25 protein-coding genes are annotated in these 24,627 nt (G+C 45.3%); 9 read left to right on the top strand and 16 right to left on the bottom strand.

Annotation, left to right across the window (positions count from 1 at the left end; all coding sequences use genetic code 11):
• Positions 1-5: 5 nt before the first annotated feature.
• Both QZ147_RS00520 and QZ147_RS00515 read right to left on the bottom strand, forming a co-directional pair.
• On the bottom strand, positions 6-1,169 hold the full coding sequence (locus QZ147_RS00520; RefSeq protein ID WP_295146076.1) for a hypothetical protein: 1,164 nt from the start codon (positions 1,167-1,169) through the stop codon (positions 6-8).
• A gap of 31 nt (positions 1,170-1,200) precedes the next feature.
• A complete protein-coding gene (locus QZ147_RS00515; protein ID WP_295146074.1) occupies positions 1,201-1,878 on the bottom strand; it encodes a uracil-DNA glycosylase family protein in 678 nt (225 codons plus the stop codon).
• Between the two features lie 148 nt (positions 1,879-2,026).
• Here QZ147_RS00515 and trpB point away from each other — a divergent pair, with 148 nt between their 5' ends.
• The 5 genes from trpB (at position 2,027) to QZ147_RS00490 (ending at position 5,677) form a co-directional block, all read left to right on the top strand.
• The gene (gene trpB, locus QZ147_RS00510; protein ID WP_295146072.1) at positions 2,027-3,208 is read left to right on the top strand and encodes a tryptophan synthase subunit beta; all 1,182 of its coding nucleotides are present in this window, start codon (positions 2,027-2,029) and stop codon (positions 3,206-3,208) included.
• Positions 3,201-3,950 (top strand): tryptophan synthase subunit alpha, encoded by a 750-nt coding sequence (trpA, locus tag QZ147_RS00505; RefSeq protein ID WP_295146071.1) that lies wholly within the window; start codon positions 3,201-3,203, stop codon positions 3,948-3,950. Before trpB ends, trpA begins: the two co-directional genes overlap by 8 nt.
• A 130-nt stretch (positions 3,951-4,080) precedes the next feature.
• A complete protein-coding gene (locus tag QZ147_RS00500) occupies positions 4,081-4,500 on the top strand; it encodes a chemotaxis protein CheX (RefSeq protein ID WP_295146070.1) in 420 nt (139 codons plus the stop codon).
• On the top strand, positions 4,497-4,814 hold the full coding sequence (gene fliN, locus QZ147_RS00495; protein WP_295146068.1) for a flagellar motor switch protein FliN: 318 nt from the start codon (positions 4,497-4,499) through the stop codon (positions 4,812-4,814). The genes QZ147_RS00500 and fliN overlap by 4 nt, the downstream gene beginning before the upstream one ends.
• Positions 4,811-5,677: an excinuclease ABC subunit A gene (locus tag QZ147_RS00490; RefSeq protein WP_295146066.1), complete on the top strand. Its 867-nt coding sequence runs from the start codon at positions 4,811-4,813 to the stop codon at positions 5,675-5,677. Before fliN ends, QZ147_RS00490 begins: the two co-directional genes overlap by 4 nt.
• A 92-nt stretch (positions 5,678-5,769) precedes the next feature.
• On the opposite strand, the gene QZ147_RS00485 is transcribed toward QZ147_RS00490, so the two are convergent.
• The 14 genes from QZ147_RS00485 to QZ147_RS00420 all read right to left on the bottom strand — a co-directional run bounded on the left by QZ147_RS00485 (position 5,770) and on the right by QZ147_RS00420 (position 17,822).
• Complete coding sequence (locus QZ147_RS00485) at positions 5,770-7,218, bottom strand: Ppx/GppA phosphatase family protein (RefSeq protein ID WP_295146065.1); 1,449 nt, start codon at positions 7,216-7,218, stop codon at positions 5,770-5,772.
• A 10-nt stretch (positions 7,219-7,228) separates the two neighbouring features.
• The gene (locus tag QZ147_RS00480) at positions 7,229-8,467 is read right to left on the bottom strand and encodes a HAMP domain-containing sensor histidine kinase (RefSeq protein ID WP_295146096.1); all 1,239 of its coding nucleotides are present in this window, start codon (positions 8,465-8,467) and stop codon (positions 7,229-7,231) included.
• A 38-nt stretch (positions 8,468-8,505) separates the two neighbouring features.
• On the bottom strand, positions 8,506-9,177 hold the full coding sequence (gene hsrA, locus QZ147_RS00475) for a homeostatic response regulator transcription factor HsrA (protein WP_295146064.1): 672 nt from the start codon (positions 9,175-9,177) through the stop codon (positions 8,506-8,508).
• Between the two features lie 75 nt (positions 9,178-9,252).
• The gene (locus QZ147_RS00470; protein WP_295146063.1) at positions 9,253-9,579 is read right to left on the bottom strand and encodes a dihydroneopterin aldolase; all 327 of its coding nucleotides are present in this window, start codon (positions 9,577-9,579) and stop codon (positions 9,253-9,255) included.
• Positions 9,576-10,190, bottom strand: a complete 615-nt coding sequence (plsY, locus tag QZ147_RS00465) for a glycerol-3-phosphate 1-O-acyltransferase PlsY (RefSeq protein WP_295146061.1) — start codon at positions 10,188-10,190, stop codon at positions 9,576-9,578. Before plsY ends, QZ147_RS00470 begins: the two co-directional genes overlap by 4 nt.
• A 24-nt stretch (positions 10,191-10,214) precedes the next feature.
• Positions 10,215-12,518, bottom strand: a complete 2,304-nt coding sequence (locus tag QZ147_RS00460; RefSeq protein WP_295146059.1) for a DUF87 domain-containing protein — start codon at positions 12,516-12,518, stop codon at positions 10,215-10,217.
• A complete protein-coding gene (locus tag QZ147_RS00455) occupies positions 12,515-13,606 on the bottom strand; it encodes a PilZ domain-containing protein (RefSeq protein ID WP_295146057.1) in 1,092 nt (363 codons plus the stop codon). The genes QZ147_RS00460 and QZ147_RS00455 overlap by 4 nt, the downstream gene beginning before the upstream one ends.
• A gap of 120 nt (positions 13,607-13,726) precedes the next feature.
• Positions 13,727-14,326 (bottom strand): peroxiredoxin, encoded by a 600-nt coding sequence (locus QZ147_RS00450; RefSeq protein WP_295146055.1) that lies wholly within the window; start codon positions 14,324-14,326, stop codon positions 13,727-13,729.
• Positions 14,327-14,491: 165 nt separating this feature from the next.
• Positions 14,492-15,496, bottom strand: coding sequence for a beta-ketoacyl-ACP synthase III (locus QZ147_RS00445; RefSeq protein WP_295146053.1), 1,005 nt, complete (start codon positions 15,494-15,496; stop codon positions 14,492-14,494).
• A 3-nt stretch (positions 15,497-15,499) separates the two neighbouring features.
• Positions 15,500-16,489, bottom strand: coding sequence for a phosphate acyltransferase PlsX (plsX, locus tag QZ147_RS00440; RefSeq protein WP_295146051.1), 990 nt, complete (start codon positions 16,487-16,489; stop codon positions 15,500-15,502).
• Between the two features lie 3 nt (positions 16,490-16,492).
• Positions 16,493-16,639, bottom strand: a complete 147-nt coding sequence (rpmF, locus tag QZ147_RS00435; RefSeq protein ID WP_295146050.1) for a 50S ribosomal protein L32 — start codon at positions 16,637-16,639, stop codon at positions 16,493-16,495.
• A 20-nt stretch (positions 16,640-16,659) separates the two neighbouring features.
• On the bottom strand, positions 16,660-17,016 hold the full coding sequence (locus tag QZ147_RS00430) for a hypothetical protein (RefSeq protein ID WP_295146049.1): 357 nt from the start codon (positions 17,014-17,016) through the stop codon (positions 16,660-16,662).
• A gap of 15 nt (positions 17,017-17,031) precedes the next feature.
• Positions 17,032-17,445: a nucleoside-diphosphate kinase gene (gene ndk / locus QZ147_RS00425; RefSeq protein ID WP_295146047.1), complete on the bottom strand. Its 414-nt coding sequence runs from the start codon at positions 17,443-17,445 to the stop codon at positions 17,032-17,034.
• A gap of 92 nt (positions 17,446-17,537) precedes the next feature.
• Positions 17,538-17,822, bottom strand: a complete 285-nt coding sequence (locus tag QZ147_RS00420; protein ID WP_295146045.1) for a 4Fe-4S binding protein — start codon at positions 17,820-17,822, stop codon at positions 17,538-17,540.
• A gap of 138 nt (positions 17,823-17,960) precedes the next feature.
• Here QZ147_RS00420 and uvrA point away from each other — a divergent pair, with 138 nt between their 5' ends.
• From uvrA to polA, 4 genes are all read left to right on the top strand, one after another.
• The gene (gene uvrA, locus QZ147_RS00415) at positions 17,961-20,810 is read left to right on the top strand and encodes an excinuclease ABC subunit UvrA (protein ID WP_295146043.1); all 2,850 of its coding nucleotides are present in this window, start codon (positions 17,961-17,963) and stop codon (positions 20,808-20,810) included.
• A gap of 115 nt (positions 20,811-20,925) precedes the next feature.
• Positions 20,926-21,366 carry a pyrimidine dimer DNA glycosylase/endonuclease V gene (locus QZ147_RS00410; RefSeq protein WP_295146042.1) on the top strand — a complete coding sequence of 147 codons (441 nt, stop codon included), beginning with the start codon at positions 20,926-20,928 and terminating at the stop codon, positions 21,364-21,366.
• A 206-nt stretch (positions 21,367-21,572) separates the two neighbouring features.
• Complete coding sequence (locus QZ147_RS00405) at positions 21,573-22,385, top strand: HDOD domain-containing protein (RefSeq protein ID WP_295146040.1); 813 nt, start codon at positions 21,573-21,575, stop codon at positions 22,383-22,385.
• Positions 22,386-22,479: 94 nt separating this feature from the next.
• Positions 22,480-24,627, top strand: a 2,148-nt coding sequence (gene polA, locus QZ147_RS00400; RefSeq protein ID WP_295146039.1) for a DNA polymerase I, incomplete at its 3' end; no start/stop codon positions are given.

The raw sequence follows: 24,627 nt of genomic DNA, 5'->3' as shown, positions 1-24,627 counted from the left end.
CGATACTACTCTATAATTCTAGGATCGATATATAGGCAGTCTTTTTTGCCCTCATAAGCTTTTAATTCTGCCTTGTTGTATATACTTTTTATTAGATTCCCGCTCGATAAATATATATGCTCCCTGCAAATTAAATTATCGTTAATACTAACATGTAAACGCATACTAGCTGGCGAGTATGCCGTGGTTATCGCCGTCTTGTCTTGATTGGTATCTAAAATATGAGGCTCTCTTGATACGACTCTAAACTCAGTTTGTAGTTCAGCCTTTATTTGCATATTTTCATCGTTTAGTATTTGTAGTATTCTTTGATTTGATAATTTTTTATTCATTTTTATCGATTCTTTCTTAAACCACTGTGTCACGTCGCATAGTACTTTAATTTCATAAGTAACGTCATAGCTCAAATTTTCACATCCAAAGTCTAAAAATGCCTGCTTAATAGTTTTTGGCTTTTTACCGTCTAGTTCAAAATTAACTTTTGTTATATCATAATTTTCAAAGAAATTTAAGGTATTTTCTTGTTCTTTTCTGTTTTTTTCATCTAGGAGTCTTTGCTTTTCTTCTTCTATTTTTCTTTGTTTTTCTTTTTCCTCTTCTATTCGTTTTTTGTATTCTTCATCTCTTTTGGCTCTTTCTTGCTCTCGCTTTTTTTGCTCTTCTATTTTTCTCTGTTTGCCTTCTGGAGTATTATCTATCTTTCTTTGGCAGTCGCCATCTATATCATTTTCTATCATTTCTATAGTAGCGCGAATCGCAAGAATGTCCCCCAAAGATAACTGCTCAAGTCCTACATTGCCATAAATCCAATTTAAAATCGCATGGCTTTTTAAACTCGTATCTTTTTTATATTCTCCGCACGTTGGTTTATCTTTAAAATTCTTAGATACTGAAATTCCGGTGTAGTCTAGCTTAAATTCATTACTTTTTGCCTTGCTCATAGCAAATTGAATTACAAAGCTTCTGCTAATATCATTTTTTAGAAAAAAGCATTTCGCCTCAACTATATCTTTATTATTATCTGTGGTAAATTCTCTCCACTCTACGCCGTCTTTGCACGCTTTCCAATTATCTATAGCATCGCCTATGCTTACACTCTCATCTATTTTTAGAAAGCCATTTTTTACGGTTGATATATTGCTAGCAAAAATACTTTGAGTAGAAGCCATAAAAAAAGTAGTATTGTTAATCTTAAAATTTTCATTTTATATCCTTTGAAATTTCATCTTTCAAATAATCTTTAACGTGTTTACCTAGTGTATAATATCGCCTATTTAGATAGCTTGGATGATAAGTTCTATAGGCTTTAATATTAGGAAAATCATCTAAATACAGCTTGCAAAGTTCGTTGTGTCTAAAACCACTAACAACTTCTTTGGTATTTGGTAAAAAATGATTTAAATACCATTCATAACTTGAACCGGTAAAAAATACAATAGTCTTTGGCTGTAAAATTTCTATTTCAGTTTTTAGGATACCTTCATGAAATTCTATAAGTTTTGATTTTATGGAGTTATCTGCGCGCGCTATACTTTTTATCTTGCTTTTATCTCCTAAATCAAATTTAAATAGATTATTTAGCGTAGGCTTCGTATCAAATCCAAAAATATCTTTTACGTATCTGTGAAATGCTCCGCGCACCTTTCCATAAAATTCTTCTACAAAATCATCATAAATTTTTATTTGTTCGGCTATTCCATGATTGCGAAACTTATCCATTGAATAGTACCATGTGTTAGTTTCTTGTCCCACGACCATAAAGTCTGTTGTTACATTACTTAATCCGACTAAATAAGGTGACGACAAGTTACCACTCAGACTGTTTTCTAAAAACTTAGTTGCATAAAATTCAGCCAAAAGTCGTTCTTTTTCTTGCATATTTACTCCTTGTTGTGAAATATTTTAAAAATGTTATCGTTTTTTCTTTTTTTTGTAAAGTCAAATTGATACTTAGATTAGAATATCGTAAAATAAGCCTAATAAAAACTTAAAATGCTAAAATAGAACGAAAATTTAAAGGATACCGATGAATCAAAAAGCATATTTCGGCAAATTCGGCGGGCAGTTCGTACCCGAAACCGCGATGTTCGCGTTGGACGAGCTAGAAAACGCGTATGAAAAAATAGCCAAGACGCAAGAATTTCAAAAAGAGCTGGACGAGCTATTAAAAAACTACGTCGGACGCCCGACGCCGCTATATTTCGCGCGCAGATTGAGCGAACATTACGGGCATGAAATTTACCTAAAACGCGAGGATCTAAACCACACCGGCGCGCACAAGATAAATAACGCCCTAGCGCAGGCGCTGCTCGCTAAAAAAATGGGTAAAAAAAAGATCATTGCAGAAACCGGCGCCGGGCAGCACGGCGTGGCGACGGCAACCGCGGCGGCGCTTTTAGGGCTTGGATGCGACGTATATATGGGCGCTACCGATATCGCTCGCCAGCGGCTAAACGCCTACCGAATGGCGCTTTTAGGCGCCCGAGTCGTAAGCGTAGAAGACGGGCTAAAAACACTAAAAGAAGCTACCACCGCGGCGATCCAGGCGTGGGTGAACGAAATAGAAAGCGTATTTTACGTTATCGGCTCGGCGGTAGGCCCGCATCCTTATCCTACCATCGTACGCGATTTTCAAAGCGTCATCGGTCGCGAGACGCGCGCGCAGCTAAACGAATACGGCGTAAAACCCGATTACGTAGTAGCTTGCGTGGGCGGCGGCAGCAACGCGATCGGAATTTTTAACGAATTTTTAGGCGACGCGGACGTAAAGCTAATCGGTATCGAAGCGGGCGGCCTAGGCGCCGATACGCCGTACCACGCCGCTACGCTTACCAACGGGCGCGCAGGCGTGATACACGGCATGAAAACGATGGTTTTGCAAGATCGCTACGGCATGATCGAGGAGGTTCACAGCATCTCGGCGGGGCTTGATTATCCTGGCGTCGGTCCGCAGCACGCGCACCTGCACGATACGGGCCGCGTAAAATACTTAGCCGTCACCGACGACGAGTGCATCGAAGCGCTACGCCTAACTAGCCGGTTAGAAGGCATAATCCCCGCGATCGAAAGCTCGCATGCGCTAGCATATTTAGAAAAGCTCTGCCCGAGTTTAGAGCGCAAAAGCGTCGTAGTCGTAAACGTCTCGGGACGCGGCGATAAAGACATCGATTCGATAATAAACTACGAAAAAGGAAAAATTTATGGATAAGATCGCGCGCGCGTTTAACGGCAAAAAGGCAAATATAGGCTACATAGTCGCGGGTTACCCAAGCGCCGAGCATACGAAGGAATTTTTAGCGAATTTAGACGCTAGCCGCCTTGATCTACTAGAAATCGGCATCCCGTATTCAGACCCGCTCGCAGACGGCAAGCTCATCGGACAGGCGAGCTTTGAGACCGCCGCAAAGGGCGTAAATACGGACGGAGTGTTTGAAATTTTACGCGAATGCGAGGGTAAATTTAGCAAGCCCGTCGTATTTTTAGTTTATTTTAATCTAATCTTTGCCTACGGCGTAGAAAAATTCGTAAAAACCAGTAAAGAGCGCGGCGTAAGCGGGCTTATAATCCCCGATCTACCCGTGGAAGAATCGGACGAAATCGCTAAAATTTGCGCGGAAGCGGGCGTTTGCTTAATTCCGCTAATTAGCGTAACTTCGGCATACCGCGCGGATAAAATTTTAAAAAGCGGTTCGGGCTTTATTTATGCCATCGGAGCCATAGGCGTTAGCGGCTCAAAGCGCGCTAGCAAAGAGAGGCTCGAAGCTCTCGTACGCGAGTTAAAAAGCAAGAGCGATCTACCCGTAGCCGTGGGCTTTGGCGTAAAAAACCGCGAGGACGCCGATGAGGTAAAAAGCTATGCCGACGGCGCTATAATAGGGACGGAGATAGTGAGGCTGACGGCGGAATTTAGTGGAGAGGAGTTAAATTCCAAAATAGCCGCGCTGTTTTAGAAATTGCTTTTTAACGCTTACTTTGCTATACGGCGCCTCTTTAAAATTTTAAAAGGTAAAAATTTTAACTCCAAATTAAAAATTTAGTAAACGCAAAGTATAATAAAGCCAAATTTTATCAAGGAAAATTATGAAAGCCATCATCGACGATGCGACGAGATATTTTTGCGAGCAGACGCTAGGATTTAACGTCGAAGAAGGTAAAAGCCTAGGTAGCGGCTTTTACGGCGCTAGTATCCCTGTATTTAAGGGTACGCGCGAGATACATTTTTATCTATTTTTTAAGCCGGCGACCCTTAAAATTTTTATGGAGGCGTTTTTCGGACACGACGATATCGCGGGCGGAGATTTGGACGATTTGTGCCGAGAGATCGCTAACCAAATAATCGGCAGAGCCAAAAATACGCTAAACGAGCGCGAGCCTAACGCCTATAAACTCGGCACGCCGGAATTTTTAGGCGAGGTTAAAAATTTCAACATAAAACTCGACGAGAAATTTATCTACAAAATGAAAAATAAAACCTTTCAAATAGGATACAAAAAAGCATGAGCGAAGAAGAGGCGATAGAGACCCTGCAAAGCGTCGGACTTTTTAAGAGCTACGACGAGTTAATGGATATTAGCGTAGATTTTATAGCCGAGCTCGGCACGACTACGATTAGTATTAGCGAGCTGTTAAAATTCGAGTCGGGCTCGGTAATCGACCTTGAAAAACCTGCGGGCGAAAGCGTCGAGCTATACATAAATAACCGAATTTTCGGCAAGGGCGAAGTGATGGTTTACGAAAAAAATCTAGCGATTAGGATAAACGAAATTTTAGACTCCAAATCAGTTATTCAATATTTTAAAAAAGAGCTTTTATGAGAATTTTATTAATATTTTTAGCGGCGATCGCGCCGATTTTCGCGTCTAATTTAATGACGTACAACATTTACGAGCGCACCGATCGCGTCGATATTATGCTAAGTTTCGACGCGCCTTATGAGGGCAATATTTTTCAAAAGCGCGAGAAAAACAAAACCATGCTCGTGCTAAACTCGCTAAACTACGAGGAAAGCGTAACTAAAAACATAAACTCCAAAATCGTTCAAGAGCTTGAAATCGAGCCCAAACAAAACTCCGTTTCGCTAAATTTAACCTCGCAAGATGCCATAGTAGTAAGCGCGTCGAAGCTTCCCGACGGCTTTGGGCTTCGTATTCGCATAACGCCTAAAAATACGCCCGCGCAAGTAGAAAATTTGCCTCAAGCCAGCGCGCAGATAAATAAACCGGCCGAAATCGGGCCCCAAGAGAGCGAGTCTATCGTAGACGCAAGGTATTTTATCGTGCTGGGCGCGCTTGTTGCGCTACTATTATTTTTATTCGTATTTAAAAAATACATGGTTAAAAAAGCTGCGAATTTTAAGGGTTTTGAAGGAGCGTCTAAAACCGCGCAGGATACTCAGGCGGTTAATTGGCTGCTAAATCAAAAAGGCGGCGTAAACGTGATCTTTGAAAAGCCGCTCGATAGCGCTAATAAGGTCATGCTTTTAAGCTACGAAAATCGCAGGTATCTCGTACTGGTGGGTAGCTCAAATGCGCTACTAGATAGCTTCGGCGAGGAAAAAATAAGAAGCGAGCAGGATTTTGAGGTATTTTTCGAGGAAAATCGCAAGCGACTAGGATCGTTTTTAGAAGACCGCCAAAATAGTCTAAGCGATTATAAAAATAAAATAAGCGGAAATTAGTCTCGGCTTGCTTTTAAAGCTAAATTTTAGCCGCAATCGTCTCTCGCGCGCCTATAAAATTTTTAGGCAAAATTTACGCTAGAATTTTAGCCTCATACAAAGCAAATAGCAAAAACGTCGGGTTTTGCCAGCTTTTTAATCTCTTCTTTCGCCGCCCATAAATTTTTTGCGCCGTAAATTTGCAAGGTGTGATTAATGAACTCGAATTTTAGTTTCGCGCCGCCGCAGTTTAAATCAAGCGCCTTGGCAAGCGATAACATAAAGCTTAGCCTACGCACGACTTCTTGCTTAGGGAGTAGCGGTTTTAGCCTCTCGAATTCATAGACGTTTTTCTTGCCGTTAGTGCCGACGATTGCGGCGACGAGCGCCTTTTGCGCGTGCGAAAAGCCGTAGTTTAGCGCGTTTAATATAATATAAGCCGAGTTCTCGTGATCGCCGTAGAATCCGATCTCTTGCCCGACGTTATGTAGTCTCGCCGCGCATTCAAATTCCTTTAAAAATTTACCGTTAAGCTCGTGAATTGGCTCTAATGCGCCGTAAATTTCGCGCGCGTATCGCAGTACGGCTTTATTATCGGTTAGAATAAACCTGTCTTGTAGACTCTTTACGCTCGGGTTTAAATTTTGCGGAAATTTTAGGCTAGGGCGTAAAAAATCGCTTAAAAATACCCCTTCGCGCACGCCCGCGCCGCTAGTAAAGACGTTTTGAGCGTTAAGCGCCCCAGATACGGCTAAAAATATGTGCGCGCCCTCGCGAATCGTATCGTAGCGGTCTTTTTTGATGGGAAATTTGTTCAAATTTAGTACGCTGGAATTTGCAATCTCCTCGATGAAGGCCTTTTGATTTGATAGCTTATACGAAAAGCCGTGCAGCGATTTTAACGGATAGTCGCTTTGCTGCATTATCGCGCTTGATAGCGCGCGCAGGCTACCGCCGATAGCTACGATATTTTGCGAGGCGAAACCGGACGGAATTTTGCGGACCGCCTCGCTTAAAAATGCGTTTAATTTGCTCGTATTTTTATTATCGAAAAATAGCTCTTTTAGCCGCACGGTGCCGACGTCGAGCGAAATTACGTCCGTGATTTTGCCGCCGCTTATGTGAGCGCACTCGGTCGAGCCGCCGCCGATATCTATCGTAACGCATTCATCTAACGGCGCTAGCAGGTTTTTTGCGGCGATCGCCCCGTAGGTTGCTTCCTGCTCGCCTGATATTACGCGGAGTCCGATACCTACGCGGTTTTTAATCATCGATATTAATTCGGCGGCATTGGGCGCGTCGCGAAGCGCGGAGGTGCCGACGCATAAAATTTTGGAACATTTGTAGCTCTTAGCTATACTTTTAAACTCCAAAAACGCTTCCAGCGCCCGCTGCATAGACTTTTGCGAGATCGTCCCGCCCTCTTCGTAGCCGCCTTCTCCGAGCCTGACGCGCATTTTATATTCGCCTAGTATAAAAAACGCCCAGCGCGACGTGCGCTCAAAGATCGCCATACGCATCGAGTTGGAGCCTAGATCGATTACCGCCGTTCGTTTCGCCATTTTCTCTCCGTTATTTATTTTTTGCGCGGATAGGCATCACGAGCGAGCTAATCGCGCCGCTTACGCCGTCCGTGCGGTTTTTGATAGATACGCTAGCTCCTAGCGCCTGCGCCGCGCCTTTTGCTAAAAATAGCCCGAGTCCCGCTCCGCCTTTGTCACCGAAGCGCTTAAACGGCGCGAATAAGTCTTTGCTCTCGTCTATGCCGCAGCCTTCATCAATTACTCGCACGACGAAATTTTCGCCGTCTAACTCGGAAGTAATCTTTATCATCGCGCCTTTTGGCGAAAATTTTACGGCGTTTTGGACGAAATTTTGCACTACGTGCGTTAGTAGGGCGGTTTGGATTTTTAGATTTAAAATTTTAGGTTCTAACGCCATTTGTATATCTTTGCCCTCTTGGCGCGCGAGGACGGCGAAGTTATTTCCGAGCTTATTTAAAAAGCCGATAACGTCGATCATCACGGGCTCTTCAAACTGCGAACCCTCTTGCCTGCCGATTTCTAAAACGGAGCTTATCATCGCATTCATGCCGTTTATAGCTTCGTTATTCGAACGTAGAGCCTCGATATATTTCTCGCTCTCGCGCGGTTTTAGCAGTGTAACCTCGTTTTTGGTTTTCATAACCGCAAGCGGCGTTTTTAGCTCGTGCGCGACGCCGACGAATAGCTCTTTTTGATAAAGTACGAAGGTTTGGATGCGCGAGATTAGCTTATTTATACTGACTCCCAGCGGGAAAAATTCGTTCGGCAAGCTTTTTATGTCGATCTCTTTTAAAAATTTTTCGTCCAGATCCGTTAGGCGCGCGGCTAGCGTTTTTATCGGCAGCAGCAGCATTCTGGATATAAATAGCGCGTAAAATAGCACGAGCGAGATCGCCGCGACGTTTACGATTAAAATATCGATGAAAATTTGCTCGACGATATCGCTTTGCAGCGTCGTTTCTTTCGTTAGCGTCATGTAAGAATTCGTGCTTAATTGATACTGATGCGTTAGACTCATAAAGCTTTTATCGCCGACTTTTCGTAGCGTAAAATAAGGCTTTTTAATGGGCTCGTGCGAGACGATTTCGACGACGGTTTGAGTCTGATTCGGTAGTTGTATTTTAAATTTCGATGAATTTTCCGGGTTAAATTTTTGCGTATTTTCCGCGATAGCTTTGGCTTCGTAGTTTAGCTCTTGGACTATCGATTCAAAAATCGTAACTCTGATGTAATAGTAAATTAAAAACGATATAACCGCAATCAGCATCATCGATGCGGACGCTAATTGCAGGATAAATCTAGCTCTTAGGCTTTTTTGGGAAAGCAAAATCTATATCCGCGGCGGCGAACCGTTTCGATTGTCGAGATATTTAAAGGCTTGTCCATTTTTTGGCGAATTTGATTAATCGCGACTTCGATTACGTTTGGAGTAACGAGCTCCGGCTCTTCCCAGATTGCGTCTAACAGCTGTTCTTTGCTTACTATTTGATCGCTGTGGCGCGCAAGGTGTGTTAGTACTTCAAACGGTTTGCCTTTTAGCTCGATCTCGTGTCCTAAGTAGGTGATCTTTTCTTCATCGGGATTAATCGTTAGATCGTCGATTTTGATGATATTGGTACCGCCGAAACGCAATCTAGCCTCGATGCGAGCGACTAACACGTCAAAATCGAACGGCTTTCTAATATAGTCGTCTGCGCCGGCGCGAAGCGCCTTGATTTCGCTATCTTTGTCGTCTTTTGCGGATAGTACGACTACCGAAGTACGCGGAGATTTGTGTTTGATGACGCTGATTAGGTCCACACCGTCGCCGTCGGGGAGCATCCAATCGGTTAGAACCAAGTCGTAATTACGAATACCGATATAATATTCGGCGTCCTTAAAATTTTCGGAGCTATCGGTCTGGTAGCCGAACTCTTGTAGCCCTTCGGCAATCGTTTTATTTAGCGTTACTTCGTCTTCGACTATCAAAATACGCATGGTTTTTCCTTAAAGTAAAATTTGGGCGGATTATAGCAAAAATTAAGCAAGTTTTCAAGATACTTTAAACAATATTTAATAAACGATTTCTATCTTTGCGCCTACGAGAGCGTTCTTTATTATCTCGGTTTTTAAAATTTCAAAATTTAGTGCGGTTAAACTCGGAAATTTCGCTTTTAAAGCCTGCGCGGTTCGGCTTACGGAGTCTTCTACGCTTTGGAATTTTTGCTCGCCGTAAAATTCCTCGATAAAATTAACAACCTCTACGTAATCTATAAAATTTTCGCTTTTAAATTCTGCGTTTATTCGTATCTTTTGAGGCGTTACGCGCTCGAAATCAAGCATCCCTATGATCGCGCTAAATTCGTGATCTCGCACGAGCGTGGTAATTTCGGCGTTCATATTACCTTTTTTTCTTCGCCGACGATTAGACGTTTGATATTGGGCGCGTGTTTATAAACGACAATGAAAGCGATGATTAAAAGCGGCGCATGGCTGTGGATGCCGCTCATATCGGGGTGTAAGATAAAGCTTGCCGCAATGAGCGCTCCTAGCGCGGCAAGGCTAGCTACCGAGCTTATTTTTAGCGTTTTGCCGACGATAAACCACGTCGCCAGCGCGATCGCGATTTCAAGCGGTAAAAAGCACGCTATGACGCCCGCGCCCGTGGCGATACCTTTACCGCCTTCAAATTTTAAAAACGGCGAGAAGCAGTGCCCGACGACCGAAAGCGTCGCCATCATCCATAGCACGGACTCGTCTATGCCGCACGCTCTGGCGATTGGTATCGGCGCGACGCCTTTTAAGGCATCGGCGGCTACGGTTAGGACGGCGATTTTTTTAGCGAGCTTGGGGTTTTCTTGCTTTAAAACGCGCAGGACGTTGGTCGCGCCGATCGAGCCGCTGCCAGATTTTGTTATATCTACCTTACCGAAAATTTTGCCGAAAACCAGCCCGAAAGGCACGCCGCCCAGCAAATAAGCTATCAAATAACAGATTAAATTTTCGTTCATATTCGCTCCGAATTTAAATTTTCGTTATCGCCACAAAAGCGCTACTTTTTCGTCGTAGATGTCGCTTTTTTTAGGCAAAATTTTAACTACTTCAAGGCTTAAATTTCGCGGATCGTTGGCGTCTTTTAGCGCTTGTGCCTGCTGCTCGTAGTCTTGCGTTAGCGCGTCTAGCGCTTCTTGCAAGTCGCTTACGCTTTGTTCGCTTATTTTTACGTCGCCGCGCTCTTTTAGCACCCTATTTGCAGATCTCGCGCCGCTTGCGACCTTACTTAGGCTTGCGCGCGATTTACCGCCAAATAGCGCTCCGAGCAAGCTAGCGCCGATATTTATCGCGGCGTCTAGTCCGCTAGCTACCGCGTCTTTTTGCTCTTTTTGTAGTTTAAGCTCGGCGCGCCCAAGCTTTGTTTCTAAGTTTGTGCGTTCTTTTTCGTATTTTGTGGTTAGTTTTGCGCTTGCGGTTTCTAAAATTTCGTTGCATTTATCGCCTAGCCGCACATAAAATTCCTCGCGGCTCTCGCCTGGCTTTGAGTGCATGCCTAGCGCGCTATAAAGCTCTAACGCGTAGTTTCTAAATATGAAATCTTTAAAGTCCCGTTCTAAATCCTTAAAATTTTTAGCCTTCGTTACGAAGCCGGGCGGCTGCGCAAATCCGGCATTTGCTGGTTCTACACCGAAAGTTAGCCGCACGCCCTCGCTAGCTTGCGACCAGTCGGCGCTTTTATCGTCCGGTTCTAGCGCGCAGAGGTAACTTATATCGCGTGTTTCGTCGATACTCTTTTTTGCGTCGTAAAATCTAATCTTTGCGGTGCCTAACAGATTCGGTTTTAAAATTTTGCCGCAATCGGCGCAAGCGTCGAAAATTTGCTCGATTTCGCCCGAAATTATCGGTTTTGGCTCACGAGCGGCCGAAATTTTACCGTTGCCAGAAATGCCGGAATTTAAAGCTAAATTTTGCTTTTTTTCACTCATCAAATTTGAAATTTGCTCGCGGCTAAGCGGTCCTTTTAGGTAGCTCAGAGCCCAGCGCGTCGAGATGACGGACAGCCCGTCCTCGTGGATATTTTTTAGTAGGAAATTGCGCTTTTGTAAATTTAAGATGAGATTTTCTATCTCGCCTTTATCCATCGCAGAGCCCGCAAGCCCCGTCATACCGTCGATCACGCGTGCCTTATCCTGCGCGGTTTGCAAGCGCCCGATAAACCAAGTGCCGATGTTGCTAAGGCCTTTGTAGTCTAGATCGACCGGATTTTGGGTGCTTAGTATCACGCCAAGGCCGTGTGCGCGAGCTTGCTTGAGTAGAGTTAGCATCGGGGTTTTGCTAGGCGGGTTGCCGTTTGGCGGGAAAAATCCGAAAATCTCGTCCATATAAAGCACGGCGCGAAGCGAGCTCGTACCCTCGGTCTTGCGCATCCACGCGATGATCTCATTTAGCAGCAGCGTCACGAAAAACATCCTCTCGCTGTCTTTTAGATGCGAGATCGTAAAGATATTGCACTTTGCCTTGCCGTTTGCGTTAAAAAGCATTTTTGAGATATCGAGTCGCTCGCCGCTTAGCCACGCGCGAAAATCAGGGCTTGCAAGCAGCGTGTTGATCTTGACGGCTAGCTTCATACGCTCGGAGCTCGGATAAAATTTCTCCACGTCAAATACGCCGATCTTTGCAAACGGAGGCGTCGCGATAAAGCTGATGAGCTCCTCTAGGCTCACGTCCGCGCCCTGGCTAAATTTATCGATAAAAATATTTGAAATGAGCAGATGTTCTTTTGAGTTTACGTCGTTTTCTATGCCCACAAGCGATAGCACCGAGCTAGCCAGAGAGCCGACGTACTCGCTAAACTCCTCGCTGCCTACGTCTAAATTTGGGCGCGCAAAATCGCCGAGCAACGCCACACCGACGCCGCTACTGCTCTTTGGCGTGTAAATTTTTAGCTCGGCGCTATCTTTAAAAAGTCCCACGCGCTCCAAGCTCTGAAACGAGCCTTCGATACCGTTTTTCCACGTCTGCGCTTCGCTCGCGGCAAATTCATCTACGCTCATGCCTTTGTTTTGCGCTTCGTTTTCATCGACGTACGGCGCAAAATCCTGCGCGCTCATCTGCGGGAACGCTAAGGCGAGGTTTGTCATATCGCCCTTTGGGTCGATTATAAAGGTCGGGATATTATCGATGCAGGCTTCTTCTAGGATGCTGATGCCAAGGCCTGTTTTACCGCTACCGGTCATGCCGATGATGGCTGCGTGCGTCGTGAGGTCTTTGTTTTTGTAAAAAAACGGCTCTTTGTTTTTGAGGCCGACGTAAAATAGCTTTAAATTTTCTTGGATGGTTTTCACTGATAGAGGCTTATACGGGTTCTTAGCTCTTCCATCGTCTCTTTGACGCGTGCGGCGGTGAATTTTTGCACGACGCCCGTACCTTCTCCGCCGATGGTTTGTAAGCAGTAGCGAATATGACCTTTATATGCGAGCTCGGTAATAAGCTTAGCTTTAAGCTTCGTAGGCTGAGTCGCCTCCGTCTGCGGTACTAAAAGCTCGAAATTAGCGTCTATCTCATCGCCTTGTTTAAACGAAGCAAACTCCGTAACTAGTACGCTCAAACCGCCGTCTGAAATGTCGTAAAGGTTTCCGTCTACGCTTGCTTGTCCGTTTGAAAGATGCACGCGCATAAATCTATTTGGGTAGACGCGCTGCGTGGTTCGCAAATTTGCGTTTAGGTTTGAAATTCGCGAAAAATTCGTTAGGGTTACGTATTTCTCGGCGATACTAAAATCGATAATATCGCCTTTTATGTGCTTGGTAAAATAGTCGTTCGGTACTATAAATCCATGCCCTTCTTGCTTCATCGCTAAAATTTGCATTACATCCATGCCGAAAGTAATTTGTTCGTCGTCGATCGCTAAAATTTTAGCTCCGCTTCTAATGTTTACGCCGTCGTAAAGGTTTAGGAATTCTACGTCTTTTTTAGCGTATTTTATGCGTTTAAACGTATCGATAGGGTTTTCAAAAAATAGCGAATTTGCCGATAGATGCGGCGCTTCTTCCGTTTTTTCGTCGTCTTCTAATTTTGTAGTTAATATACCTTTTATACGATCTAGCGCGTTTATAAAATAGCTTGTATATTGGGAATTTTCCATAGCGTTAAATTTAAAAATAAGGCTTAAAAGGACGGAATTTAACAAATTTTCTCTATCTTTTTTCTCTTTTAGCAAACTTTCAAATTTGTCGTAAAGCGCTTTTGCATCCGGCTCGCGAAGTAGAAGCGATTCGAAAATATTTGCGAAGACGCTTTTTGCTTGCTCGTTGTCCGCATTTTCCGCCGTATCTCCGTAAAATTTTACGCATTCGTCGATAAAGTCTTTCTTAAGTTTTGCAATATTGTCGTCGTAGGTAACTATGAGATTGTATCGTCCCGTAAAATCCATCAATTTCTCCGAAAATTTTAAAATTTTTAGGGGATTATAGCATAGTTAGGAGTAATTAAGAAATTTTTTAAGAATTTTGTATATAAAACGTTAAAAGGGGCGGGTTGCCCCGCCGAAATTTTATAGCTTGTCTGCGTTGTGAGATAGATAGTCTGCGACGCCTGCGGTATCGGCTTTCATGCCTTTATCGCCTTTGTTCCAACCGGCAGGGCAAACCTCTCCGTGCTCGTTGGTAAATAGCATCGTATCGACCATTCTTATCATCTCGTCGATGTTTCTGCCAAGCGGAAGGTCGTTGATAACCGCGTGGCGAACTGTGCCGTCTTTGTCTAGCAGGAATGAGCCGCGAAGAGCGACGCCCGCATCCTCTAAAAGTACGTCAAAACCGCGAGCGATAGACTTCGTCATATCGGCTACTAGCGGGAAGCGAACTTGGCCGATGCCGCCTTTGTTTACCGGAGTTTCTTTCCACGCGAAGTGAGAGAATTGGTTGTCGCAAGAAACGCCGATAACTTCTATACCGCGAGCTTTAAATTCGTCGTATCTTTTATCAAACGCGATGATCTCGCTAGGGCAAACGAATGTAAAGTCCATAGGGTAGAAAAATACTACCGCGCCTTTCTCGCCGATATTTTTATATAGGTTGAAATCGTTTACGATTTGATTGCTTCCTAAAACCGCTGCAGCCGTAAAGTCAGGCGCTTTTTTTGTTACTAACATTTTTTCTCCTTAATAATAAAATTTATTAGTAGCAAAATTATATCTATCTAAAATAAATATACGATAAATGAGGTAAAAATTTTAAAGGGGCGTGTGCGGAAAAATTTTATTTAGGAAATTTGGTTTATTTGGTACTTGCAAGAGCTGATTTTAAAATTTTATGCTTTATATTTCGGTAAAATTTTTACCGCCGAATTTTAGTAGCGCCGAACCCCACGTAAATCCACCGCCGAATGCATCAAGAAGTAGTACCGAGCCGGTTTTTATGCGACCGGCTTCGTAAGCGTCGTTTATCGCCATCGGGATTGATGCTGAGCTCGTGTTGCCGTATTTTTGAACGGTCAGCACGCATTGTTCGTCTTTAAAATTTAAACGCTGCTTGACGGCTTCGATGATACGGATATTTGCTTGATGAGGGATAAAAAAGTCGATGTCATCGCTATTTAAGCGGTTTTTTTCTAAAATTTCTATTACGCTTTTCGTAAGGGTTTGTACCGCTATTTTAAAAACTTCGTTGCCGGCCATTTTTAGAAAATTCAGTTTTTTTTCTAGCGTTTCGGGGCTAGCTGGATACGCGCTACCGCAGCCAGGAGTTATTAAAAGCTCGCTTTGCGTCCCATCGCTTGCAGTATGAATGTCTAAAATTTCGTTTTCATCGCTTGCGCTTATTACCGCCGCACCCGCGCCGTCGCCGAACAGTACGCATGTGCTTCTGTCGGTAAAATCGACTACCGAGCTAAGTTTTTCCGCGCCTATAATTAAAACGTTTCTTTTTGCGCCGCTTTCGACTAACGCTTTTGCAAGCTGCAACAGGTAGATAAATCCCGTGCAGGCCGCGCTTATATCAAAAGCTGTAATACCGAAATTTAGCTCCAAATTCGCCGAAATTTTGCATGCTGTCGACGGCATGCAAAGGTGATCCGGGGAAATAGTCGCGCAAATAACGGCGTCGATATCTGATTTTTTAAGACCTGAGCGCGCGATAGCTAGCTCGCCCGCTTTTGCGCCAAGGTCGCTCGTTATTTCGTTTTGCGCTATTCTACGCTCTTTTATGCCGGTGCGTTTTATGATCCACTCGTCGCTGGTCTCGACCATTTTTTCAAGATCGGTGTTAGTTAAAATTTTACTCGGAGCGTATGCGGCGATTGAGATTAACGATGCTTTTGGCACTTTCTACCTTGCAAAGTGAGAGAGTTCTTCTTCGATGACTTTATTTATATTTGAGTCTGCGAAATTGATGGCTTGAAGTATAGCGTTCTTCATAGCTTTCGCGTTGCTTTTTCCGTGGCTTATGATAACGCAACCGTTTACGCCTAGTAACGGCGCGCCGCCGTATTCATCGTAGCTTACCTGCTTTTTGAGCGTTTTAAATACTTTTTTCATAAGTACGGAGCCGGCAATGGCCAACGGAGATTTTTTAACTTGCTTTTTGATTATCTTACTTATCGCGTCGGCGACGCCTTCACTGGTTTTTAGTAAAATATTCCCTATAAATCCGTCGCAAACGACCACGTCAACGCTACCGTCGAAAACCTGATTTCCTTCGACGTTACCGACGAAACTATCAAGCCTGCTAACTAGCTCAAACGTCTCTTTGGTTACTTCGTTGCCCTTGCATTTTTCTTCGCCGTTTGATAGAAGCCCGACGCGCGGCGCTTTTCGGTTTAAAATTTCTTTTGCGTAGGCTTCGCCCATTACCGCAAATTGAAACAAATGCTCGCTCTTGCAATCGACGTTTGCACCCACGTCAAGAACTAGCGTCGTACTTTCTTTATGATTAGGCATTAGTGTGGCGATTGCGGGGCGCGCAACGTTTTTTAATCGTCCGACGCGCAAAGTAGCTAGACTCATAGTCGCTCCGCTATGGCCGGCGGATACGACGGCGTCGACCTCTTTATTTTTTAAAAGTTCGATAGCCTTAAAAATGCTGCTTTCTTTGCGTTTAAGCGCGTCGGTCGCCCCGTCGCTCATAGAAACGACTTCGCCGGCTTCAACGAAGCTTACGCGATTTAAAAAATTTTGTGGGATAAGCGGTCTTACAGCATTGCTATCGCCGACTAATACGGCCGTAAATTCAAAGCTTTTTAACGCTTCTACTACGCCTTCTACGATAGGACTCGGACCGAAATCTCCGCCCATAGCGTCGATAGCAATGCGAACCATTTTTTAATATTCGCCCGTCGTTTTATTGATACGGTGAGGCATCTTCCATGAGCCGTCTTTGTCTTTTACGGGGATCGGAAGCGTCACTTTATAGTGCGTTCTTCTCTTTGCCGCGCGAGCGTGGCTTACTCTTCGCTTTGGTACTGCCATGTTATTCTCCTTTTAAAAATTTATAAATTTTTGCAATTTTCGCAATAAAAATAGTCGCTTTTAAAAGCTTGCGTTTCGCTTTCAAAAACTTCGTCTAAATCAATCTGCGCATCGAAAAATTCCATTGCGTCGATCAATTCGTTCTGCGGGTCTTTATAAACCCCGTCGCTTAAAATTAAATCTACGTTTTGATCGATTTCTAGTTTGATTTCCGCTCCGCACCTATCGCAAATATGAGGCGTAGAGCCGGAAATTTTACCAAAACATTCGATTGTTTTAAGATTGATCTTTTTTAAAATTCCGTTAAATTTTAACCCGTCTTTTTCTAACTTAAAGTCCAAATTTTGGCTAGAAATCTTAGCGAACGGAATTTTCAAAATTTACCTTTAAATTTAGCAAATTTCTCTTGACGCAAAGAAAAATGCAATTTCTACTGCGGCGTTTTCTAAACTATCGCTTCCGTGAACGGCGTTAGCGTCTATGCTGTCGGCAAAGTCGGCTCTTATCGTTCCCTTTGCCGCTTCTTTCGGATTTGTAGCGCCCATTAGTTCGCGGTTTTTGGCTACGGCGTTTTCGCCTTCAAGCACCATAACGACTACCGGCCCGCTTACCATAAAATCGACTAAATCGTTAAAAAAAGGTCTGTCTTTATGGACTGCGTAAAACGCTTTTGCATCGCATTTGCTTAGTTTGATTTTTTTAGCGGCGGCTATGCGAAGACCGTTGCTTTCGAATCTATCGATAATTTTACCGACTACGTTTTTTTTGACGGCGTCTGGCTTGATGATAGAAAGTGTTCTTTGCATCGAAATTTCCTTGATTGTTGTTTTTTTAAAGCGGGCAATTATAGTGAAAAAAAAATTAAAAAGCAAATTTTAGGCCCGTAAGAGCCTAAAATTTAGCCGATTACCGGCGTAGAACCCGTGCGTAGGTCGCTACCGATTTCGCTGCGAGAAGGTTGCGAACCCATAACCTCGTCCCACACGATACATCCGTCGGTAGGACAGGCCGATGCGCATGCCGGCTCGTCGTTGTGTCCGACGCACTCTACGCATTTGTCGGCGTATACGTAATAAGCGTCCGCGCCGGTTGGGTTATCGCTATCGTCTACGATCGCGTTTACGGGGCATTCGTCGATGCAAGAGCCGCAGCTGATGCAGATGTCCGTGATTTTTACTGACATTTTTTTTGATCCTTTGCTTAAAATTTTTGCATAGAATATCAAAAAAAGCTGAAAATGATATAAAATTTAAATCCGAATTTATAAAAATTTTACTAGCTTTTGGTTATCATCGAAAGTTCAAAATTTTAAAGGCAAAAAATGAACGACACAATAAAAATCACGGGCGCGCGCGAGCACAACCTAAAAAATTTAAATCTTGAAATTCCGAAAAACAAGCTCGTAGTTTTCACCGGACTTAGCGGCAGCGGCAAGAGCACGCTAGCCTTTGACACGCTTTATGCCGAGGGACAGCGCAGGTATATGGAGAGCCTCAGCAGCTACGCTAGGCAGTTTTTAGACCGCGTGGGTAAGCCCGACATCGATAAGATCGAAGGCCTCACGCCCGCTATCGCGATAGATCAAAAAACCACGTCCAAAAACCCGCGCTCGACCGTGGGCACGATAACGGAAATTTACGACTATCTGCGCCTGCTATACGCTCGCATCGGCATCCAGCACTGCCACAAGTGCGGCAAACCGATCTCTAAAATGTCGGCTAGCGACATCATAAACGAGATCCAAAAGCTCCCCGAGGGCGCCAAAGTCGTCATCTACGCTCCGCTCGTGCGCGAAAAAAAGGGCACGTGGGCGGATTTGATCGAAAATTTACGCGGTAAAGGCTACGTGCGCGCTCAGATAGACGGCGTGCAGGTGCGCTTAGACGAGGAGATCGAGCTAGCTAAAACCAAAAAACACACGATAAAGCTCATCGTAGACCGCATCGTGATAGACGCGGATAACGCGCAGCGCCTAGCCCAGGACGTAGAAAAAGCGCTAAATGAAAGCTACGGCGAGGTCGAGATCGAGATCGCAAACGCCGAAGAGCTCGGGCTAAAAGAGAGCTTTATACATTACAGCGAGCACTCGGCGTGTTTTGATTGTAAAATTTCATTTACGCCGCTCGAGCCGCTTAGCTTTAGCTTCAACTCCCCAAAAGGCGCGTGCGAGAGGTGTGATGGTCTTGGCATCAGATATAGCCTAGATCTAACCAAAGTGATCGACGAAGAAAAAAGCATCGAAGGCGGCGCGATAAAGCTGCTTTACGGCTACAATATGAGCTATTATTATAAATTTTTGCTAGCTTTTTGCGAGCAAAACGGCATCGACGTAAAGCGCCCCTACTGCGAGCTTAGCGAGGATGAAAAGCGCCTCGTGCTCTACGGAAACGTAAAAGAGGTCGAGTTTTTCTGGAAGCGAAACAAGCTACTGCGCAAATTTGAAGGCGCGCTAAAAATCACTCACGGGCTTCTAAAAGACTACAAGGACTTCGACGAATACATGAGCGAGAAGATCTGCGACGACTGCGGCGGACACAGGCTAAAGCCTCAAAGCCTAGCCGTCAAGGTCGCAGGCCGCGGTATCGGCGAAATTTTAGACATGAGTATCGAAAACTGCACCGCGTTTTTTTCGGACGAGTCAAATTTTAGCTACCTTAGCGAATACGATAAAACGATAGCAAAGCCGATATTTAAGGAGATAAACGAGAGGCTGTTTTTCCTCTACGACGTGGGGCTGGGGTATCTCTCGCTCGGACGCGACGCGCGTACGATTAGCGGCGGCGAAGCGCAGCGTATCAGGATCGCTAGCCAGATCGGATCGGGTCTTAGCGGCGTGATGTACGTGCTAGACGAGCCTAGCATCGGTCTGCACGAGCGCGATACGCTAAAGCTCATCAAAACCCTGCGAAATTTGCAAGCCAAAGGCAACTCCGTGATCGTAGTCGAGCATGATAAAAAGACGATCGAGGAGGCCGACTACATCGTGGATATCGGGCCTGGAGCGGGGAAATTCGGCGGGCAGATAGTTTTTGCCGGCGACGTGAAAAGCCTGCTTGACTCAAGTACGCAAACCGCGCTTTACATAAACGGCGAAAAGGAAATCGACTACCGAAAAGACCGAAAAATCGACACTTGGCTTGAAATCTCAAACGTAAATATCAACAACATATCAAATTTAAGCGCGCGCTTTCCGCTGCGAAATTTAGTCGGTATCACGGGGGTTTCTGGTTCGGGTAAAAGCTCGCTCGTTCTGCAAACCCTGCTGCCTGAAGCCCAGGAGCAGCTAAACCGCGCCAAAAAGGTAAAAAAGGTCGCGGGAGTAAATTTGAGCGGACTAGAAAATCTAGACAAAGTGATCTACCTCGATCAAAGCCCTATCGGCCGCACTCCGCGCTCAAATCCGGCCACCTACACGGGCGTGATGGACGAGATCAGAGGGCTTTTTGCGCAGACCAAAGAAGCCAAACTGCGCGGATACAAGATCGGCAGGTTTAGCTTCAACGTCAAGGGCGGACGCTGCGAAAAGTGCCAAGGCGAGGGCGAGATAACGATCGAGATGCACTTTTTGCCCGACGTAAACGTCGTTTGCGACTCATGCGGCGGCACTCGTTACAACGCGCAGACGCTAGAAATCCTCTACAAAGGCAAAAGTATCGCCGACGTGCTAAATATGAGCATCGACGAGGCGGTGGAGTTTTTTAAATCCGTGCCCAAAATCGCTAGCAAACTAACGACGCTGCAAGACGTCGGCCTAGGCTACATCACGCTGGGACAAAACGCCGTGACGCTAAGCGGCGGCGAGGCGCAGCGCGTAAAACTGGCAAAGGAGCTCAGTCGTTCGGATACTGGAAATACGCTCTATATCCTTGACGAGCCGACTACGGGGCTGCATTTCGCCGACGTCGATAGGCTCGTGCGCGTGTTGCACCATCTCGTAGATCTTGGCAACTCGGTCTTTGTCATCGAGCACAACATGGACGTCATCAAAAACTGCGACTACATCGTCGATATGGGGCCTGAAGGCGGCGCAAAAGGCGGTAAAATCATCGCCGAGGGCAGTGTAAAAGAGATCGCTAAAAATCACGCAAAAACGGGTAGCTATACGGGTAAATTTTTAGCCGAGGAGCTGGAAAATATGAAAAACGCGGCAAAAAAGGCAAAGAAAAAATAAAAATTTTGAGAAGTTTGCAACGGATCAAATTTTCAGTATAAATTTGATGATTTGCGGGCTTAGCCGCGCCAAATTTAGCCCGCAAAAACGGCTGTAAATTTAACGAAAGGCAAAAATGAGGCTTTGGACGATAAGCTTTAAATATCTCGACGCAAAGGGGCTAGTCGCACTTTGGCGCGAGGCACTGCTAGCGAAAAACGTGCTGGCGGGGCTAACTAAAGGCTACAAAAATCACCCGCAGCTTGACCGTTTTTACGCGCATGAAAACGCGTGTGAGGCGATAAATGCGTATCTAGCGGAAGTTTATGTGCAGGCCTGTGCTCGCGGGTATAAATTTGACGCGGCAAAAGTGGGTGAATTTGACGAGCGAAATTTAGCCAAGATAGCCGTCACTCACGGGCAGATCGAGTATGAATTCGCCTTTTTACAAGAGAAGTTAAAATCACGTGACATCAAGGCTTACGAGCGAAATTTAAGCGTAAAAAATATAGAAATCGCGAGCATTTTTAAAGAGGTCAAAGGCGGAATCGAGCCGTGGGAGAAGGTGAAAATTTAGCGCCGTTTCGCGTGGAAATTTTAGGTTTTGTAGGCGAATTTAGAAGAATCCGTTTACTTGTTGCGGCAAATTTGACGTAAAAATCGTAAAAAGACGATTGCACGAACAAAAATAGTAGAGCGAACGAAGCTGCGAAAACGAAAAAGCCAAAATAAATCTAAATTTTGCTAAAATCGATATTTTTGAAATTTTAGAAAGGATAGAAGATGATCGAGGATATAAAGGGACGCATTAAAAATTTACCGCCGTTACCGAAAAATTGTCAGAAAATTTTAGACATTTGCGCGAGCGACGAATACGGCGTAGGCGATTTAGCAAAGGCGATCGAGAGCGATCCGATGATGACGGCGGCGATTTTAAAGGCGGCGAATTCGCCCCTTTACGGCTTTAACCGCCAGATTAAGGCGGTCTCGCAGGGCGTCGCGCTTTTCGGAAAAGCGATGACGAAATCGATCGTAATGGGCTCGGCGGTACTTGGACTATTTAAGGTAAATATCGATCCTTACGGCATTAAGCCCGAAGAGTTCGTAAATATCTCAAACGAGCAGGCCGCTCTCGTGCGCGCGTGGTTTAGAAAAGTCTCGCCTCCTAAAGCCGACGATCTATTTTTATGCGCGTTGCTGCAACACACGGGTAAAATTTTGCTAGCCGACGAGGTCGTGCGTCGAAACGACGTGATGTTTTTCAAAAACGATATCGAATTAAGCTTTAACGAAGCGCAGGTGGAGATGACGAATTTCGGCACCACGAACGTTTTGGTATCGGCCGAAATTTTCGAATTTTGGGGATTCGAGCCGAGTTTGGTGGAGAGTATACGCGCTTCAAACGACCCGCAAAACGCGCCCGAAGAATATAAACAAAGCGCGTGGGCGTTATTTATCGTTCGCGCGATGATTAATCAAAAACAAAGATTAAGCGAGCAAAGCGTGCAGCTTGGGCTAAATTTATGCGAGCAAGCGGGATTTGATCCGCAAATTTTAGCCGATGCCGTCGCGTCTCTAAAACAAAATTTGGGCTAAATTTGGCCCAAATTTGCACTCTACGCGGGCTGCTATATACCTCTCGCGCGGCGTAAATTTTCTAAAACTGCGGCTTAAATTTAAAGGATAAATAATGAGCCAAAAAACGCTAACGATCATCGACACTTTCGGATTTTTTTTCAGACTTTACTACGCGATGAGCGGGCTAAAAAACCGCGAGGGCAAGCCAAGCGGCATGGTGAGCGGCTTTGCTAGCTTTATTATGAATTTGCGCCAGGAGTTTGCCAGCGACTACATCATCTTTGCGCTAGATAGCAAGGGCAAAACGCTGCGCCACGAGATCCTGGGCGAATACAAAGCCAACCGCTCCGAGCCGCCCGCCGCACTAAAAGAGCAGCTGCCCGTGTGTATCGAGATGATAGAAAAAATGGGTCTAGCCGCGGTTAGCCGCGAAGGCTACGAGGCCGACGACATCATCGCTAGCGTCGTAAAGGAGTGTAAACAGAGGGATATATTTGTACGTATCGTGACGCATGACAAGGACCTCTATCAGCTCATCGAGGACGGCAAGGTAAGCATCTACAGCCCGCAAAGCAAGATCGACCACGACAGCGCTAGCTGCGTCGAAAAATACGGCGTTTTACCTGCTCAAATTCGCGATTTTCTCGCGATCGCGGGCGATAGCTCGGATAATATACCGGGCGTCAAAGGCATCGGCGCGGTCGGCGCAAAAAAGCTGCTAAACGAATTCGGCAATCTAGAAAGCATCTACGAAAACCTGCCGCTAGTGCGAAACGAACGTATCCGCGGCATGCTGGCCGAGGGGCGAGAAAGCGCGTTTTTGAGCAAGCGCCTAACCTCGCTCTTTGACGACGTGCCTGACGTGCTCGATCTAAAAAGGGCGGAATTTCCCGAGCAAAATCCGCTCGTAAAAGTCGCCGATACTCTGCGCGAATACGATCTAAACCGCCTTTTAAAAGCGCTGCAAAATAGCCAAGACGCGGGCGAAAACGCGGAATTTAAGCTCGGCTTTAATGCGCGGCTCTTAACGGACGAGAGCGAGATTGAGCGACTGCTGGCAAATATAGACGTGGACACGCTCGTGGCCTTTGACACCGAGACTACGGACGTCGATACGCAAAACGCCCGCTTGGTCGGCTTTAGCTTTTGCTTTAACGACGAAGAGGCCTACTACGTGCCCGTGTCGCACGAGTATCTGGGCGTGCCGAAGCAGACGAGCGAGAAATTTGCCGCCTGGGCGATAGGGCAAATTTACAAAGGCTGCGTGATCGGACAAAATTTAAAGTATGATTTTAAGGTCGTAAAGCGAAATTTAGGGCTAGAACCGCCCGTAAATTTTAAAGATACGATGATACTAGCCTGGCTCATGGATCCGGGTTCAAGCGTGGGTATGGACGCGCTAGCCAAGTGGCTCTATGACTACGACACGATCAAATTTGAAGATGTGGTAAAGCGCGGCGAGACCTTTGCGTCCGTAGCACTTGAAAACGCCGCAAAATACGCCGCTGAGGATGCTTGGATAACGCTGAAGTTTTACAAAAGCTTTTTAAATTTGCTTGATCCCGAGCTGCTCGAGCTTGCCGATACGCACGAGTTTCCTTTTATACTCACGCTTTTTGATATGGAGCGCGAGGGCATCGCGATAAACCGCGAAAAAATGCAAAATTTGATCCTAAAAAACGACGTTAAGATTAAGGCTTTAACAAGCGAAATTTACGAGCTAACGGGCGAAAATTTTAATATAAACTCCGTTAAGCAGCTAGGAGAAGTGCTGTTTGAGCACCTAAAACTACCCGTAAAGAAAAAGACAAAAACGGGCTACAGCACCGACGAGGCCGTGCTAGCAGAGCTCATCGAGGAGCATCCCGTCATCCCTAAACTACTCGAGTACCGCGAGCTATATAAGCTGCAAAGCACTTACTGCGAACCGCTGCTAAATTTAGCCAAAAAAGACGCTAATAGCAGGATATACACGAATTTTATCCAGACGGGAACTAGCACGGGCAGGCTATCGTCTAAAAATCCGAACCTGCAAAATATCCCCGCTCGCGGCAACCTAGCTAAGGACGTGCGCGGCTGCTTTGAGGCTAAAAGCGGCTTTAGCTTCGTGGGCCTTGACTACTCGCAGATCGAGCTGCGACTGCTCGCGCATTTTAGCCGCGACGAGGCGCTTTTGCGGGCATTTGCGAACGACGAGGATATCCACGCGCGCACGGCGATTAGTATATTTGGCAGTGCAGAGGGGCAAATTTTAAGGGGC

The sequence above is a fragment of the uncultured Campylobacter sp. genome (assembly GCF_905371695.1).
Classification (GTDB): domain Bacteria; phylum Campylobacterota; class Campylobacteria; order Campylobacterales; family Campylobacteraceae; genus Campylobacter_A.
Note: the sequence above shows the minus strand (reverse complement) of the source record. Positions and strands in the feature narration are given on the sequence as shown.